This is a genomic window from Aureitalea marina (assembly GCF_002943755.1).
Taxonomy (GTDB): Bacteria; Bacteroidota; Bacteroidia; order Flavobacteriales; family Flavobacteriaceae; genus Aureitalea; species Aureitalea marina.
On the sequence record NZ_MQUB01000001.1, the window covers coordinates 313,687 to 330,465 of the forward strand.

At 45.6% G+C, this 16,779-nt stretch carries 11 protein-coding genes and 1 pseudogene; 11 read left to right on the forward strand and 1 reads right to left on the reverse strand.

Annotation, left to right across the window (positions count from 1 at the left end; all coding sequences use genetic code 11):
• Positions 1-51: 51 nt before the first annotated feature.
• Positions 52-1,305 (reverse strand): type IX secretion system plug protein, encoded by a 1,254-nt coding sequence (locus tag BST85_RS01500; protein WP_104813852.1) that lies wholly within the window; start codon positions 1,303-1,305, stop codon positions 52-54.
• Between the two features lie 192 nt (positions 1,306-1,497).
• On the opposite strand from BST85_RS01500, the gene BST85_RS01505 reads away from it, so the two are divergent.
• From BST85_RS01505 to BST85_RS01550, 11 genes and pseudogenes are all read left to right on the forward strand, one after another.
• The gene (locus tag BST85_RS01505; protein WP_104811646.1) at positions 1,498-2,850 is read left to right on the forward strand and encodes a Na(+)-translocating NADH-quinone reductase subunit A; all 1,353 of its coding nucleotides are present in this window, start codon (positions 1,498-1,500) and stop codon (positions 2,848-2,850) included.
• A 3-nt stretch (positions 2,851-2,853) separates the two neighbouring features.
• Positions 2,854-4,063, forward strand: a pseudogene (locus tag BST85_RS01510) (NADH:ubiquinone reductase (Na(+)-transporting) subunit B).
• Positions 4,064-4,066: 3 nt separating this feature from the next.
• Complete coding sequence (locus tag BST85_RS01515; RefSeq protein ID WP_104811647.1) at positions 4,067-4,816, forward strand: Na(+)-translocating NADH-quinone reductase subunit C; 750 nt, start codon at positions 4,067-4,069, stop codon at positions 4,814-4,816.
• Between the two features lie 4 nt (positions 4,817-4,820).
• The gene (locus tag BST85_RS01520; RefSeq protein WP_104811648.1) at positions 4,821-5,468 is read left to right on the forward strand and encodes an NADH:ubiquinone reductase (Na(+)-transporting) subunit D; all 648 of its coding nucleotides are present in this window, start codon (positions 4,821-4,823) and stop codon (positions 5,466-5,468) included.
• Between the two features lie 21 nt (positions 5,469-5,489).
• Positions 5,490-6,215 (forward strand): NADH:ubiquinone reductase (Na(+)-transporting) subunit E, encoded by a 726-nt coding sequence (gene nqrE, locus BST85_RS01525; RefSeq protein WP_104811649.1) that lies wholly within the window; start codon positions 5,490-5,492, stop codon positions 6,213-6,215.
• Between the two features lie 3 nt (positions 6,216-6,218).
• Entirely contained in the window at positions 6,219-7,526 is a 1,308-nt protein-coding gene (nqrF, locus tag BST85_RS01530; RefSeq protein WP_104811650.1) for an NADH:ubiquinone reductase (Na(+)-transporting) subunit F, read from the forward strand.
• A gap of 162 nt (positions 7,527-7,688) precedes the next feature.
• A complete protein-coding gene (locus BST85_RS14375) occupies positions 7,689-8,705 on the forward strand; it encodes a S8/S53 family peptidase (RefSeq protein WP_219842107.1) in 1,017 nt (338 codons plus the stop codon).
• The gene (locus tag BST85_RS14380; RefSeq protein ID WP_219842108.1) at positions 8,702-12,469 is read left to right on the forward strand and encodes a T9SS-dependent choice-of-anchor J family protein; all 3,768 of its coding nucleotides are present in this window, start codon (positions 8,702-8,704) and stop codon (positions 12,467-12,469) included. Before BST85_RS14375 ends, BST85_RS14380 begins: the two co-directional genes overlap by 4 nt.
• An 18-nt stretch (positions 12,470-12,487) precedes the next feature.
• Positions 12,488-12,682, forward strand: a complete 195-nt coding sequence (locus BST85_RS14220; protein WP_146090619.1) for a hypothetical protein — start codon at positions 12,488-12,490, stop codon at positions 12,680-12,682.
• Positions 12,683-12,921: 239 nt separating this feature from the next.
• Positions 12,922-14,166 carry a hypothetical protein gene (locus tag BST85_RS01545; protein ID WP_146090620.1) on the forward strand — a complete coding sequence of 415 codons (1,245 nt, stop codon included), beginning with the start codon at positions 12,922-12,924 and terminating at the stop codon, positions 14,164-14,166.
• A gap of 242 nt (positions 14,167-14,408) precedes the next feature.
• The gene (locus tag BST85_RS01550) at positions 14,409-16,718 is read left to right on the forward strand and encodes a hypothetical protein (protein ID WP_104811652.1); all 2,310 of its coding nucleotides are present in this window, start codon (positions 14,409-14,411) and stop codon (positions 16,716-16,718) included.
• Positions 16,719-16,779 lie beyond the last annotated feature (61 nt).

The following is a 16,779-nucleotide window of genomic DNA, read 5'->3' on the forward strand; positions in this document are numbered from 1 at the left end:
CATAAAGATAGAAGAAACGGTCAAACTAAACGCGTTTCGGCTGCGCGGTGACTAATTGTTATTGATAGTGGTTGAGTTGGCCTGACCCCAGCCAATAATGCGATCATATCGGGCTCCCAGATCGCGAAAATAAACCAGTACGGTATATTGGTTCTCGGTTTGCCAGTAATTTCCGCTAACACCACCGGGGTCGATGCTACCATCTGGGTTTAGGAGAACATATTTGTAGTTGTAGAACCCTTGTTTCATCAACACACTTGTTTTATAAGATCCACTTTCAGAGTCGTATCTCAGGCGGTTTTCTTCGCTCAGGTTCCAATTGTTGAAATTTCCATAGAGATAGATCTCCTTACCATCCAGGTCGTCATAATACTGCAAGGCAAAATGAACCCAAACATATTCGGCTTCCAGATTTTGATTCCGCTGAGAATTGATGTTATTGATCACAAAGTTTCCATTGATGTCCGGGTTGTAAGTATAAACCTGTTCTTTCCGAGGCACATCCGTAAAGAGATAGTGTTCGTACAATTCGTTCCTGTCAACCCTTCTTACTCCATTGCTGGCTGCCCGTACGTCCTTATTGTCAAAGGAGTTGAATTCGTTTCCACCCTTAAAGGTCGCCTCCTTGTCGTAACGGTAGACCAGTTCATTTCCCAAAGTGTATTGAGGTATAAGATTGGTTATGGCCGTATTGTGATCGCTGTTTTGCAGAACCAGTGTTTTAACGGTCTGTTTGGGATTAACCAGCAAAAGCGTTGGCGAGTTGATGGTAAACTGGACAACCTGGCTAGTTTCTATTCGGTTTAGGTCCCTGGCCCTTTTGATACCGACTTGGACACCAGCTAACTGCTCCACGATCATAAATTTTCTGGAGAAGATCAGTTCTCGGTCGTAGTTGTAGATGTGAATCATATAATTTCCACTCTTGGTCAGTCTTCGCGTTTCCCGGTTGGGAATGGTCAGCATATAGTGTGAGAACATCTGCAAGGTGAGCAAAGAATTCTCATAGGTCTCTATCCGAACGTCGTCAAATCCTTCCAGGTATTCATTCTTGGAAAGATCACTAGCCGTCCAGTCGAAGTCGTGATGGGTGATGGTATAATAATAGTCGGATTCGTCCCCAATTATATCGTCAAATGTCAAACGGATACTTTCACCCAATCGAATGATCGGCAATTGCGCCTGTTCCGTATTCCCGTTAAACTGTATTGTCTTAATGTAATCGGGTTCGGCTTGTTCAATGGCCTGCCCCCAAGACAGGGAGTAGATCAGGCTAAAGCCACATAGTAGAAGGAGTTTTCGCACCTTGATAGTTCTTTGAAAGCCAAAGATAATCAAATTTCGTACCCAAGGTGGCAGCCCCGTTATCGCTACGATCGTTAAACAAAAATAATTTTCGATTCGTTAGGGGAAGCCCTATTTAATACTTAAATTTGCAGCCGCCTTTAGCACCGTTTTAAGGCTAGCTAAGGAACCGACATAAATGACACAGTAAATATGTCTCGAGATTTTAAGATTAAAAAGGGACTGGACATTCGGCTAATAGGTGAAGCCGAGAAGGTCACAGCCAATGCTCCAAGGTCACGCACCTTTGCCATCCGGCCGAAAGATTTCCACCTCATTACTCCAAAAATGTTGATAAAAGAAGGTGAACGCGTTCAAGCGGGTCAGCCGGTCTTTTACGCCAAGGCACGTCCGGAAATTCAGTTTGTATCTCCGGTCAGTGGAAAATTGAGCCAGATCGAAAGAGGAGCTAAACGTGTGATCACCAGAATCCTGATCGAAGCAGATTCACAGGATGAATACAAAGATTACGGTAGTATGAATGTCAGTACCGCAGATGCCCAGGCGATCAAAGATCGTTTGCTGGAATCTGGTTGCTGGCCATTCATCATTCAACGTCCTTATGATGTGATAGCCAGTCCGGATAGTGAGCCGCGGGATATTTTTGTCTCGGGTTTTTCTACGGCACCAATGGCTGCTGATGTGGATTTTATCCTGGCAGACAAGAAGAAAGAACTTCAGGCCGCTTTGACGGCTTTGAGCAGATTGACTAAAGGGAAGGTTCATGTGTCTGTCCAAAAGGGTGGGCAGTCCGTATTTGCGGGTATGACCGACATCGAGCTTCACGGCTTTAGCGGTCCTCACCCAGCTGGTAATGTTGGGACCCAGATAGCTAAGATCGCCCCGATCAATAAGGGGGAAACAGTTTGGACACTGGCTGCGGCAGATCTGGCTATTATCGGAGAATTGCTGCTAACCGGAAAGTACACGGCCGAGCGGACAGTTGCATTAGCGGGATCCTGTGTAAATACCCCGAAATATTACAAGACCATCCAAGGAGCTGAGGTGTCAACCTTTGTTTACGACTCCGGTCTGAACAATGAGCATGCCCGCGTGATCAGTGGGAATGTGCTCACTGGGACCCAGATCAAGCACGATGGGCATTTAGGGTTTTATGATACCACGGTAAGTATAATCCCAGAGGGAGACGACTATGATTTCTTCGGTTGGAACAAACCTGTTTTCAACAAGATCTCCTCCTCCAGGGCTTTGACCTTCTCTTGGATGTTCCCCAATAAAAAATATGACCTCGATACCAATACCAACGGAGAGCACAGGGCATTTGTCGTTACCGGGAGTTATGAAGAAGTATTCCCGCTGGACATCTATCCCATGCAACTGCTGAAAGCTTGTATGGTGAATGATCTGGACGCTATGGAGGCCATGGGCATGTACGAGGTAGCCCCGGAAGATTTTTCGTTGACAGAATTTATTTGTGTATCCAAACAACCCCATCAGCAGATCATTCGCGATGGGTTGGATTTAATGTATAAGGAAATAGGATAAGCTATGGGAATGAAGCAAAATTTACATCGGCTTAAGGAAAAGTATAAAGGCAAGAAAATGGCTCCGGCCTTTAATGCCTTGCATACCTTTCTATACATGCCTAATGAGACCACGCATGGTGGTACTCATATCAAGGTAGTAGACGACCTGAAGCGGACCATGAACATTGTGATCATGGCCCTGGTCCCTTGTTTGATCTTCGGTATGTTCAATGCAGGCTATCAGCATTATGCTGCGGTTGCCGCTGCGGAAGGCACCCCTTGGACGCCCTCCTTGTTTGAGAATTTCCTGACCTGGGACAATTTCGCAATGGGGCTTGGACAGTCCTCCCACTGGTTATTGTATCCTATGGTGTTGGATTGGCAGTAGAGTTTGTATTCGCGGTCATCAAAGGTCATGAAGTAGAAGAAGGATATCTGGTTACTGGAATGCTTGTTCCGCTGATCGTGCCGATAGACATTCCACTATGGATGCTGGCTATCGCGGTCATCTTTGGTGTTGTAATTGGTAAAGAAGTATTTGGGGTACCGGGATGAACATCCTGAACCCTGCACTTACCATCCGTGCTTTCTTGTTCTTCGCATATCCGACCTGGATGAGTGGAGACAAGGTGTGGGTCCACCAGGCTGTAGACAGAGCTGGTACTGCGGATGCTATTTCAGGAGAGACTATTCTGGGTAGCTATGCCCAGAATCAAGATGTGGCTTACAGCTTACAGGATATGTTCTACGGTTTCATTCCTGGATCGGTTGGTGAGACTTCAAAACTGCTCATCATCATCGGGGCCTTGATCTTGATCTACACCAAGATCGGAAGTTGGAGAATTATTGTGTCCACACTAATTGGGGCCCTAACCATGGGATTGATCTTCAATGGAGTGGTAGATGCCGGATGGATAACGGACTCCTCCAAGTTCTTCGGATTGATGAGCGTTCCGTTCTGGCAACATCTGGTTATAGGAAGTATACTTTTCGGTGCCGTCTACATGGCCACCGATCCTGTTACCGCCTCTCAGACCAACAAAGGAAAATGGATCTACGGTTTCCTGATCGGGTTTATTTCTATCATGATCCGTGTATTCAACCCGGCATACCCAGAAGGGGTATTCCTGGCTATCTTGCTTATGAATGTGTTTGCTCCGACTATCGATCACTACGTGATTCAGGGGAATATCAAGCGCAGAGCTAAACGTTTAAAAGTTAAAACAGCTTAGACTATGGCGATCAACACTGAAAAGAACAGCTATACGATCTTATTTGCCGTGATCATGGTGGTCGTGGTTGGATCTCTTTTGGCCAGTTTTGCATCGGGTCTAAAGCCCATGATCAAGGCCAACGAACGCTTTGAAAAGCAACAGAACATCCTTTATGCCATGGGTGTTAACAACAATACTGGAGCCAATGACGTCGAGTTTATAACGACTGATGTAGTCGAGGCTGAATTTGGCAAGTACATCACCAGTCAGATCGTTATTCAGGGTGACGATGTTACCGAGGATGATCAGGCATACCTGATCGACATAAAAAAAGAAGAGTCTCTGGCAAAGGATCCGGAATACTCGAGACGTTTACCCTTGTTCAAAGGGGAGAAAGACGGTACAGAGGTTTACGTGATTCCGGTAAGAGGAAAAGGTCTTTGGGATGCGATCTGGGGCTTTGTAGCTGTAGACAGCGAAATGACCGTTCAGGGAGTTTACTTTGACCACAAAGGGGAAACTCCAGGTCTGGGTGCCGAGATCAAACAACGCTATTTTATGGACGACTTTGCGGGTGAGTCCTTCCTGCAGGACGGAAGCTTCAGTACAATAAAAGTCGCCAAGGGAAATAACGATCCCAAGAACGAACGCAAAGGGGACGGACAGGTCGATGCCCTGGCCGGAGCTACCATTACTGGTGATGGTGTAACAGCCATGCTGCGTAAAGACATCCAGATGTATGTACCATACTTTAAATCCTTAAACCAATAGTGCTATGGGATTGTTATCAAAAAAAGACAGTAAGTTAATTCTTGATCCGCTAGCGGATAACAACCCCATCACCATCCAGGTATTGGGTATTTGTTCTGCACTTGCGATCACCGCACAACTGAAGCCTTCTATTGTGATGGCCATCTCGGTGATCTTCGTTTTGGGTGTGGGAAACGTTGTTATCTCATTGATGAGAAACGTGATCCCGTCCAAGATCAGGATCATCGTTCAGTTAGTCGTAGTCGCCACCTTGGTTATTATCGTGGACCAGGTGCTTAAAGCCTTTGCATACAGTTTGAGTAAGGAGCTGTCGGTATTTATCGGTCTGATTATTACCAACTGTATCATCATGGGACGCTTTGAAGCATTTGCTTTAGGTAATGGCCCTTGGAAATCATTCCTGGATGGAGTGGGCAACGCTCTGGGTTATGGTGTCATCCTGATCATAGTTGGTTTCTTCCGTGAGCTTTTTGGTTCCGGAACCCTATTTGGGATCAAGGTACTGGGAGATTCAGTCGAAAAGACTGGTCTCTATGCCATCGGATACGAGAATAATGGTTTTATGGTTCTGCCTCCAATGGCCTTGATCGTTGTAGGGATCATCATTTGGGTACAGCGCAGCCGAAATAAAGCCCTGATAGAAGAAAATTAATAGCCGTCAAACGTATTTGTTATGGAACATGTAGAATTGTTTTTTAAATCGGTCTTTGTAGACAACATGGTCTTTGCTTACTTCCTGGGTATGTGTTCTTACCTGGCAGTATCTAAGAAAGTGAGTACGGCTGTTGGTCTTGGGGCCGCCGTTATTTTTGTCCTGACGGTTACAGTACCTCTGAACTGGTTACTGGACCAATACATCCTGCAAGAAGGTGCCCTGACCTGGTTAGGTCCTGAATATGCAGATTACGATCTGAGTTTCCTCTCTTTTATTTTATTTATTGCAACCATTGCGACCATGGTACAACTGGTAGAGATCGTCGTAGAGCGTTTCTCGCCTTCCCTATACAATTCGTTGGGGATCTTCCTACCACTGATCGCGGTAAACTGTGCGATCCTGGGAGGTTCACTATTTATGCAATCCAGAGAGATCGAAACTTTCGGTCTTGCCCTGAACTACGGCTTCAGTTCCGGAATCGGTTGGTTCCTGGCCATCCTGGCCATTGCAGCTATCCGGGAAAAGATCCGATACTCCAATGTTCCTGCTCCTCTAAGAGGGCTAGGGATCACTTTTATCATCACCGGCCTTATGGCAATCGGTTTTATGAGTTTCGGTGGTATGCTGACAGGAGGTGACGATGCTGCTTCTGCAGCCCAGGAAGTTGAGACTACGAGCATAGAAGAAGGAATAGACCAGGAAGAAACTGCTCAGGCAGCTAACCTGACAACTTTAAAAAATTAAGCTATGATATTGGCAACTGTATTTGGTGTTGTAACAGCGACGGTCATTGCCTTTTTGGTTTTGGTGTTGTTGTTGGTCGGACTGTTGATCTTTACAAAAGAGAAACTTTCACCTTCTGGCCCCGTTAAGATTACCATCAACGACGAAAAAGTGATCGAAGTACCCTCAGGTGGGACCTTGTTATCCACCCTGGGTAATCAGAAAGTATTTCTTCCTTCTGCCTGTGGTGGAGGTGGAACTTGTATCCAATGTGAATGTCATGTGATGGAAGGTGGAGGTGAGGCCCTGCCGACTGAGACCCCTCACTTTACCAGAAAAGAACTTCAGTCCGGAGCTAGATTGGCTTGCCAGGTGAAGGTAAAGCAGGATATGAATATCCACATTCCGGAAGAGATCTTCGGAATTAAGAAATGGGAAGCTACTGTAGTAAGAAATTACAACGTTGCCAGCTTCATCAAGGAGTTTGTAGTTGAGATCCCTGAGGATATGAACTACAAGGCAGGGGGGTACATTCAGATTGAGATTCCTCCATGCGAGATCAAATATGCCGACATAGATATCACGGCTCACCCAGAAGAACACGAAACCCCGGACAAGTTCCAGGATGAGTGGGATAAATTCGGTTTGTGGCCATTGGTCATGAAGAATACCGAGACCGTAGAGCGAGCCTACTCCATGGCTTCTTATCCGGCTGAAGGGAGGGAGATCATGTTGAACGTACGTGTGGCTACTCCACCTTGGGACAGAGCTAAGAACCAGTGGATGCAAGTCAATCCAGGTATTGCGTCGTCCTATATTTTTGCTGCTAAACCAGGAGATAAGGTAACGATCTCAGGACCTTATGGAGAGTTCTTCATCAACCATTCAGAGGCTGAAATGCTGTATGTGGGAGGTGGTGCCGGAATGGCTCCAATGCGATCGCATCTCTATCACCTTTTCAAGACCCTAGAGACAGGTCGTACAGTAACCTATTGGTATGGTGGTCGATCCAAGCGTGAATTGTTCTATATCGAACACTTCCGTGAGCTTGAAAGAAACTTCCCCAACTTTAAATTCTACATGGCCCTGTCTGAGCCATTGGAAGAAGACAATTGGAAGGTCAAGAAAGACCTGCAGGATGAAGAGGGAGATGGTTTTGTAGGATTCATACACCAGGTTGTTATTGACAACTACCTCAATCATCATGAAGCTCCGGAGGACATTGAACTTTATTTCTGTGGACCTCCGCTTATGAACCAAGCGGTTCAGAAAATGGGAGAGGATTTCGGTATACCAGATGAGAATATCCGATTCGACGATTTTGGGGGTTAATCCAAAAGAATAATCAAAAACCGGCCTATATGGCCGGTTTTTTTTGTTTAAAGAATTTTCAAAATGTAGGAAAAAATTATACAAAAAAGTTTTTTATCGGTAAAAAATTGCATTTTATCGATAATTCCTTATTTTGCAAGCACTTAACCTAAATTATTACTTGTGAAAACTCAACGCCCCTTCGACTTTTCATGCGTAAATCGTGTATTGGTCGTCATTTGTTTGATGGCATTTAACCTAAGCTTATTTGCCCAGGATCAATTAACCACTAAACCTGTTTCGACCAAAGCGGCTATTCAAGCTAAATCTTCTAACCGATTTAGTCAGGAGTACAACCGAATTGTCAACTCTTATGATCAAGACAAACTCACTGCTCTAAGTGAGAAATACAGGGCCTGGGAGAACCAGACAAAAAAGGAAGCTGAGACTTTTGCCAAGGCAAACGGAATTCCTTTGAAGAAATTTAACAGTGACGGCTCATTTGATGAACTTCAGCGAATAACTTCGGATGGGAAACTGCTTTACTATTCCTTGGACAATGTTGATGCGGCCGTTTCTACTCGGGCTAATTTCCTGAATTCAGGAGGTGGTCTTTCGCTTAACCTGGATGGAAATGGAATGACAGCCTATGTTTGGGATGGAGGACCTTCTCGTCCAACTCACGTAGAGTTTGACGGAGCTGGAGGGACTAACCGAGTCAGTATTTATGATGGGGTAACGACTCTGAATGCCAACAGTTTTCACGCTCAACACGTTACCGGAACTATAGTGGCCTCTGGACTGGACCCTGATGCTAAGGGGATGGCCTGGCAGGCCGATGCCCAGACCAGCGACTGGAACAATGACCTTTCTGAAGCAACCACAGCCGCTTCCGGAGGAATGTTGATCTCTAACCACTCCTATGGTTTCCGTGCCTCCAATATTGATGCCGCGAATGCCTGGGATATGTTTGGTCAGTATGGTACAGATGCCCGGGACTGGGACAATCTCTTGTACAATGCCCCATATTATTTGCAGGTTGCCTCTGCCGGAAACGATGGGAAGGATAATTCGAGTAACCAATTTCCCCTGGATGGCGAAATAAACTACGACAAGTTGAGTGGTGATAAAACGGCAAAAAATAACTTGGTGGTAGCCAACGGTACGGATGCCAGTATCAATTCTGGTACCGGGCTTTGATCTCAGTAAGCAGAAATTCGAGTAGTAGTGAAGGCCCTACCGACGACTATCGTATCAAACCGGATATCATGGGTAATGGTACGGGGCTGTATTCAACTTATGATGATAATGACTCGGACTACGCCACCATTTCCGGTACTTCCATGGCCTCGCCCAATGTGGCCGGAACCCTCTTGCTTTTACAAGAACACTACAATGATCTAAACGCCAGTTTTATGCGGGCAGCTACCCTCAAAGGTTTAGCTTTACACACAGCCGATGATGTCGCTCCAGCGGGACCTGATGCCCAATCGGGATGGGGACTGTTAAACGCGAAATTTGCTGCGGAAACAATTACCACAGCTGCCGCGGCAAGCGGTTCTGCCATTATTGATGAACTTAGTCTGTCACAGGGTGGAACTTACCAGATCACAGTCCAATCTAACGGTATTGATCCTTTACAAGCTTCAATTTCCTGGACCGATCCGGCCGGTACGGCCAATGGGGGTATGAATAGTAATACTCCTGCGTTGGTCAATGACCTCGACATCCGACTGGACAATGGATCTTCTTTTACGCCCTGGAAATTGACCGGTGTTACGACCAACGGAACAGGAGACAATGTTGTTGACCCATACGAACGAATTGACATTAATGCTGCCTCTGGAAGCTATATCCTGACTGTATCCCACAAGGGTACGCTTAGCGGTGGTTCTCAAAATTTTAGTTTGATCGTTACCGGGGTTGTTGTTGCGGCAACACCATCCATTGGTTACGCGTCAACCAACAAGTCCATGACGGAGAATAGTAATTGTAGTTTCAGCGACGCGTACATACCACTGAATATCGGCCAAGCTCCTTCCGAGGACGCCGACGTGAACTTCTCCATCAATCCTGGCGGTACGGCTACAAGCGGGCTAGATTTCGATCTGATGACGTCTTCTGTAACCTTTGACCAAGGTGCAACAGATGATAAGATGATGACCCTGCGGATCTATCATGACGGTTTTGTGGAGACAACCGAAACCATAGTGATCGATTTCACCGTCAATGCCAATGGCGGGGACGCCATAGCCGATCTGGCCAAGGATTCATTTACCCTCACCCTGAACAACGACGATACGGTGCCGACGGCCTCTAATTCATTTACATTGATAGATGAAGATTTCGAAACAGCACCCGCAGGATGGATGATTGCAGATCGGGACGGAGACGGGAATAACTGGACCATAGGAACGGTACCTGCGGGTCATTTGTCTACCAATCAACTTTATTCCAGGTCCTGGAATGGGGTGGCCCTGACTCCAGATAACTACATAATTTCTAGTGAGGTGACCATTCCGGCTGGAGCAACTAGTGTGAACCTGACCTATCAGGTGGCACCTTCGACACTGACCAATTCTTGGTATCAGGAATATTACACGGTATATTGGGCAACTGATATTTCTACCTATACAGCCATAGACGCAAGTCCACAGGTAAGACCCGGTGGGATCATTGCGCAGGCGGTGGTCAACGAAAATATAGACATGAGTGCTTATGCCGGTCAGACTGGTCACCTGGTCTTCCGTCATCACAACTGTACGAACGAGGAGTATATCGCCATAGATAACCTATTGCTGAGTGGATCTGTAGATACAGGCGTTCAAACTGCTGTAAATACAGGAACCACTGATCCTGAAGTTGATCTTCCAGGTTCGGGTTCAGTTTATCTGTCCGATACCTCTACCGGAGATCGACTTGCCGATGTGACCTCATCGGATGGTTTTGATTATGGATGTGTTGGTATTTCAGTAGATCGGGCAGGGACATCTGTTCAGCCTTATCAAGGTAGTAGTGGAATTGATCAGGTAATGGATAAATCCTTCCTTGCAACTGCCACTAAAAATCCTTCAGGCTCTGTGGATCTAACATTCTATTTCACTTCCGCTGAGATCAGTGGTTGGGAAGCCGCGACAGGTCAATCAAGAAACAACCTGGTAGCAGCTCGAAATAACGGGACAGATGTAGAAACCGCCGCTCTGTCCGTTGGGTCTTTTGGCTCTCACATTACACTTACAGGTAGTTTCACGTCCATCGATGGAAGCTATTTCTTTGGTCTGAACAGTGCTTTCGGTCCTTGTCCGGACTATACCAGATTTAGCGGAACTTGGAGTAATGGAATGCCACTTACCGATCAGAAGATCGATATCAGCTCCAATTATAATGCGGTGAGCGACCTGGATGGGTGCGAGATAGTGGTTAAGAACAATTCGACCTTGACCATTTCTGCTTCAAATTATCTGAGAGTAGCCCATAATATAACCGTAGAATCAGGATCTACTTTGATCGTAGAGCACCAGGGAGTCGTTGTTCAAACCGATGGAACCGCATCGGTTGTTAACAACGGCACGATCAATGTAGAGATCACCACGCCTAATCTTCTGCGAGATGATTTCATGGCTGTTGGAAGCCCTATGAGTGCGGAAACAGTTGCTGGTGTCTTTGGTGGAGTCAGGAATGTACAATATCACACTCCGGAAAACTTCATTCCCAACACACCTGGTTCCGGAGTGACCAACTTCTCAGATGATAATGGAAACTTCTGGAGACGTTATAACAGTGGGTCTTTGACGGCAGGGGAGGGCTATTTGATCTTCCCTCAGGACAATCCAAGCGGTACTACAGACCTGACCTTTAGCCTGGGGACCCTAAACAACGGTGATGTTAGCCGTCCAATGGTTTTCAACGGCGATGGAGTCAATGAGTATGGAACGCCTAACGTCTATGCTAATCCGTATGCATCACCGATCTCGGCAGATGATTTCTTATCGGCCAATGGGTTAACGGATGTTTACTTTTGGGAGCATATTACAGCACCTAGTTCAATTATTCCAGGCCCATATGCAAGAAATTATTCTATGGACGATATTTCGATCTATAACGACATATCCGGTGGATTGGCAGCGGCCAATGATGGTGGTGGGACCACCCAGCCCAATGGGATCATCTCGACGGCTCAAGGTTTTGGTGTACTAGCCACCTCTGGAGGTAATGTGACCTTTACCAACAGCATGCGCCGTACAACAGGTAATACCACCCTGAGGACTCAAGACTTAGAATTAGACCGAATGTGGTTTAGGGTAAGCAGTGATGCCTATGAGTACCCCTTGGGTAGTAATACGCTGATCGCCTATAGTCCTGAGGCCACCGATGGTCTGGATGGTGGAGACACCAACAGGCTGGATACCTCGGTATCGCTCTACAGTAGCATCAGTGGAACCAACAAGCATCTGACCATTCAGTCTTTAGAGGAATTCAATGAGGAGGATAAGATCTCCATGGGCTTCTCGACCTTGGTGGAGGCAGACCTGGAATACACCATCACACTGACCCAAGTACAAGGGACACAGCTTGGAGATCGTTCGATCTACCTGATCGATAACCTGCTTGGAAGGATCACGGACCTGACCCAGGAGAGCTATAGTTTCAGATCAGGACCAGGAGACCAACCCGGAAGGTTTACCCTTCAGTTTGAGTATGAGGTCCTTGCCACTGCTCAAAACGAGTTGGAGAGTATTGGTCTGTATCCAAACCCCACCGATGGTCTGCTCAATGTTGTATCACCGAGGGCTGCAATCCATGAAGTAGTGATTTACGATCTACAAGGAAGGGTGGTACTTTATCAACAATTGGAGGGGATAACTCAATATCAGCTAGAGGTTGATAAACTGGAATCTTCTTTATATTTGATCGAGTTGACTACTGTTAATGGTAAAATAATTCAACGCTTTACCAAAAGGTAGTTTAATAAAAATATCCCCATGAAGAATTTGAACCCATATGGTCTATCCCTTTGTTTGATTTCTGTTATATGCTGGTCATCCTTGATCGTCTATTTCAATCGAGACACACTTTTCTCTGAAGTAGATCAGGTATCGGAAGATTTACTGCATATGAATTTAGAAGAAGCTAAGAACGTCGAATTGAGTTCGAGCGAAGATATAGAAGACGTTTAATAATTTACATATTATAACTATAAATGGCCCGCTATGGGCCATTTTTTTTGGTTAAGAGCGAAAATTAGTTAGGGAGATTTCTGCGGATTCTGGTAAAATCTAAACGTACACTACGTATTTATACTTAGGACAAATGTTAAAAAACATGCATGATTCTTAAAAAAAAGCGCATTTCAACGAATAAAAAAGTATTACAACGATATTTTTACTAAAATTGAGGGTACCCCAAATACACAGTTATGAGCTCAATATTTACTCTCAGATTGAAATTGCTAACACTGATTACCTGGTCAGTTTGCTATTGTTCTATGGCTCAGGTCGGTATCAATACTACCTCTCCCGCCGATGGAGCCATGTTAGATATTACCGCATCAGACAAAGGTGTACTGATCCCAAGAGTGGCTCTGACATCAACATTGTTGAGTGCTCCTGTTACTCCAGAACCTGTAACGGGTGTCTTGGTATTCAATACCAGTACGGCCGGTACAGTCCCTAATGATGTCGAACCAGGTTTCTATTGGTGGGACGGTGTGCAGTGGGTAGCTCTAGAGGCAGAGGCAGAAGTGACCACAGACGATCTGGATGATAAATGGGATCTGCTTGGGAATGCAGGTACGGATCAGTCCGTCAATTTTGTGGGTACGACGGACAATACTGGTCTAACCATGCGAACCAATAACGTTCAACGATTCCGAGTCACTACGCAGGGTGGAGGCCAGGTGCAAGCCATGCAAGATGGAAGTCCAGGAAGTCCATTCTACTCCTTTAATAGTGACCCAACAGCAGGAATATGGACCAATGCGGTTGGAGAACTCGATTTTTCGATAAACAGCTATCGCTACATCAATATTAATGGTAATGCCACTGGAAGTCAGCGGGGAGAAACCACTATGAATCCTGGTAGTTTTGATATAGACTTCATTGTCCAAACACAGAGCAGTAATTCCTCTCTCGTCGTTAACGGTGAAAATGATAATGTGGGATTGGGTACTACGAGTCCTGATGAAAGTTCTCAATTACAAATGGCCGATCCAGATAAGGGACTGCTCATTAACCGGGTCGTGCTATCCGCGACCAACAACGCGTCCCCTATCACCTCTCCGGCTACAGGGCTGCTGGTGTACAATCAAGTGAGTGCCGGTTCTGGATCTACTGCGGTTTCACCGGGATTCTACTATTGGAACGGAAGTTCATGGAGGGCCCTGGATGGGACTAATGGTAGTGATTGGTCACTTGCGGGTAATGCAGGTACCAATGCGGCAACTAACTATGTAGGGACTTCAGACAGTAACGCTTTCGTGTTAAAAGCCAATGATACGGAGGGTGCTCGTATAGAGACAGATGGGCATGTGACCATTCAGACCTTGATCAACATAAAACCCGGTACGGCACCGGGAAGTCCGGAAGAAGGAGATGTATACTACGATGCTGCTGCCAAAAAGCTGCGGGTCTATACAGGTTCAGTCTGGGAGGATCTCAATTAGAGAGAAAACTAATTATGTGAATATCAGGTTAGATAAATAATAGTCTCGGACCAATTATGTGATAAAATTTCAACAAAAAAGTAGTCTAAAGACTACAAAATTAATGAAATAATGTATTTCATCGAATAAATTTGCACTTTATGGATTACAATACTTAATATTGTTATCCCGAATCAAATTTGTTAAAGATGAACCTTATTCTTATTTGTGCGTTACGCCAAATTTCTATTTTGGCTGTTTTCATGACAATTACATCGCTCTCTGCCCAGGTTGGTATTAATACTACGACACCTGCAGATGGAGCTATGCTTGACATTACGGCTAACGACAAAGGGATTTTGATTCCTAAAGTAGCCCTCACCTCACGAGCAGTTAGTGCTCCTGTTACCCCAGAACCTGTTGTAGGAGTATTGGTATTCAATACCGATACAGCTGGAACCGCCCCAAATGATGTAGAGCCAGGATTCTACTGGTGGGATGGAGTTCAGTGGGTAGCCCTTGAAGCCCTGGATGAAAATGACCTGGACGATAAATGGGATATACTTGGAAATACCGGTACGGATCAGGATGTTAACTACGTAGGTACTACCGACAATACAGGTTTGACCATGCGTACAAACGATGTAGAGCGTTTCCGTGTTACCACCCAGGGAGGTGGACAGGTAGTGGGAATGCAAGATGGTGCACCTGGTGCTCCATTCTACTCCTTTGCTAGTGATCCCTCCGCTGGAATCTGGACGAATGCTGTTGGAGAATTAGATTTTTCGATCAATAGTTTTCGATATATCAATATTAACGGGAACGCTACAGGAAGTCAACGAGGAGAGACTACATTGAACCCAGGTAGCTTTGATATTGACTTCATTGTTCAGACACAGAGTAGTAATTCTTCATTAGTAGTAAACGGAGAAAACGACAATGTCGGTTTAGGAACTACTAGTCCTGATGAAAGTTCTCAATTACAAATGGCAGATCCAGATAAGGGGCTGCTTATAAACAGAGTAACACTAACTGCAACGGACAATGCCTCACCGATCACATCGCCTGCCACAGGACTACTCGTGTACAACTTGGTATCTTCTGGGAGTGGAGCTACAGCTGTCTCACCAGGATTCTACTACTGGGATGGTTCGGCATGGGTAGCCTTAGACGGAACCAATGGTAATGATTGGTCTGTAGAGGGTAATGCTGGTACAACTGCAGGTACCAATTACATCGGTACATCTGACGATGAGGATGTTGTAATAGCTCGAAACGGAACAGAAGAGCTTAGAATATTGGATGATCAAGTTTCTATTAACGACAATACACCCAATGCCGGTGAACGATTTACGGTGGTGGGTGATTCGAATGAATTTGCCATGAGTACCTATGCCAGTGGTTCAACTTCGGGAGTTGGACTTTATGCACTAAGTCAGAATCTTGATGCTGTTGTTGGTATCGGTGCGCGATACGGATTATATGGATCCGGAACCTACGGAGTTCGAGGGATCTCCTCATCAGCCACTGGATTTGGTGAGATAATTTCGAATTCTTCTGGTGCAGCTTCTCTAATCTCTGGTCAAGGAACAACCTTGGTGTATTGGAACAATGTTGGTACTACTTCCAATGGAACTTCAGGTTTAGCTGGTGGTGCGCAAGGTGCAACAGGTACAGGGATTATTGGTGTAGGAAATGGTGGAAATACTTCTGTGACTAATGTAAATGGCTCCGGTGTAGCTGGAAGTGGATCCGTTTTGGGCGTTTTTGGTTATGTAGGAGATGGAACAGTTGCTAATGCTAACCGAGGGAATGCTGGGGGTCGATTCACACTTGATTCTGACAATGATGCTACGACCACCAACTCCAGAGCTACGAGTATCCTTGCCGGCTTCAATCGATTAGACCCGGGACCGGGTGGAAACCAGGATAGTTACTACGGAGGATATTTCAGTGGAGGAGCAGAAGACTCTGGTACTCCAAGTTATGCATATGTTGGTTTAAGACATAACACAAGCTCAGATGGTACATCCGGAACGGACTATAAGATTGTAGGTAGTGGTTCCAATTCGACCATAGTTAAAGACGCTCAAGGAACATCGCGAATTATGTTTTCCCCTGAAGCACCGGAGATCGTTTTCCAGGACTTCGGCGTAGGCAAATTAGTCAATGGTGAAGCGAGGATCGAATTGGATCCGATTTTGTCCGATGTTATTTACGTGGACGAATCACATCCGCTTAAGGTATATGTAACCTTGGAAGGAGAGTGTAACGGTGTGTATGTGAGTAAAAAATCCATAAAAGGTTTTACAGTCAAGGAACTGGCCAATGGTAACAGCAATGCCTCATTCTCCTGGCAGATCGTGGCCAACAGAGCTGACACGCGTTCCTCAGGTGGTCGTGTCCAATCGAAACATGTTGGACTGAGATTTCCAGAAGCTCCAGGACCTATGGATATGAACGATGCCAAACTAAGGGCCCAAGGAGATGTAGCCAAAAAGGCTAACACTTCATTCACCAATAGCAATCCAAGGTATTCCCTTCAAGGAGCAAGCTCCTCGAAACAAAATTAATCGACTTAAAAAATAGCAGTTAAGGTGCCCATTATCCCACATGGGCGCTTTTAACTGAGTC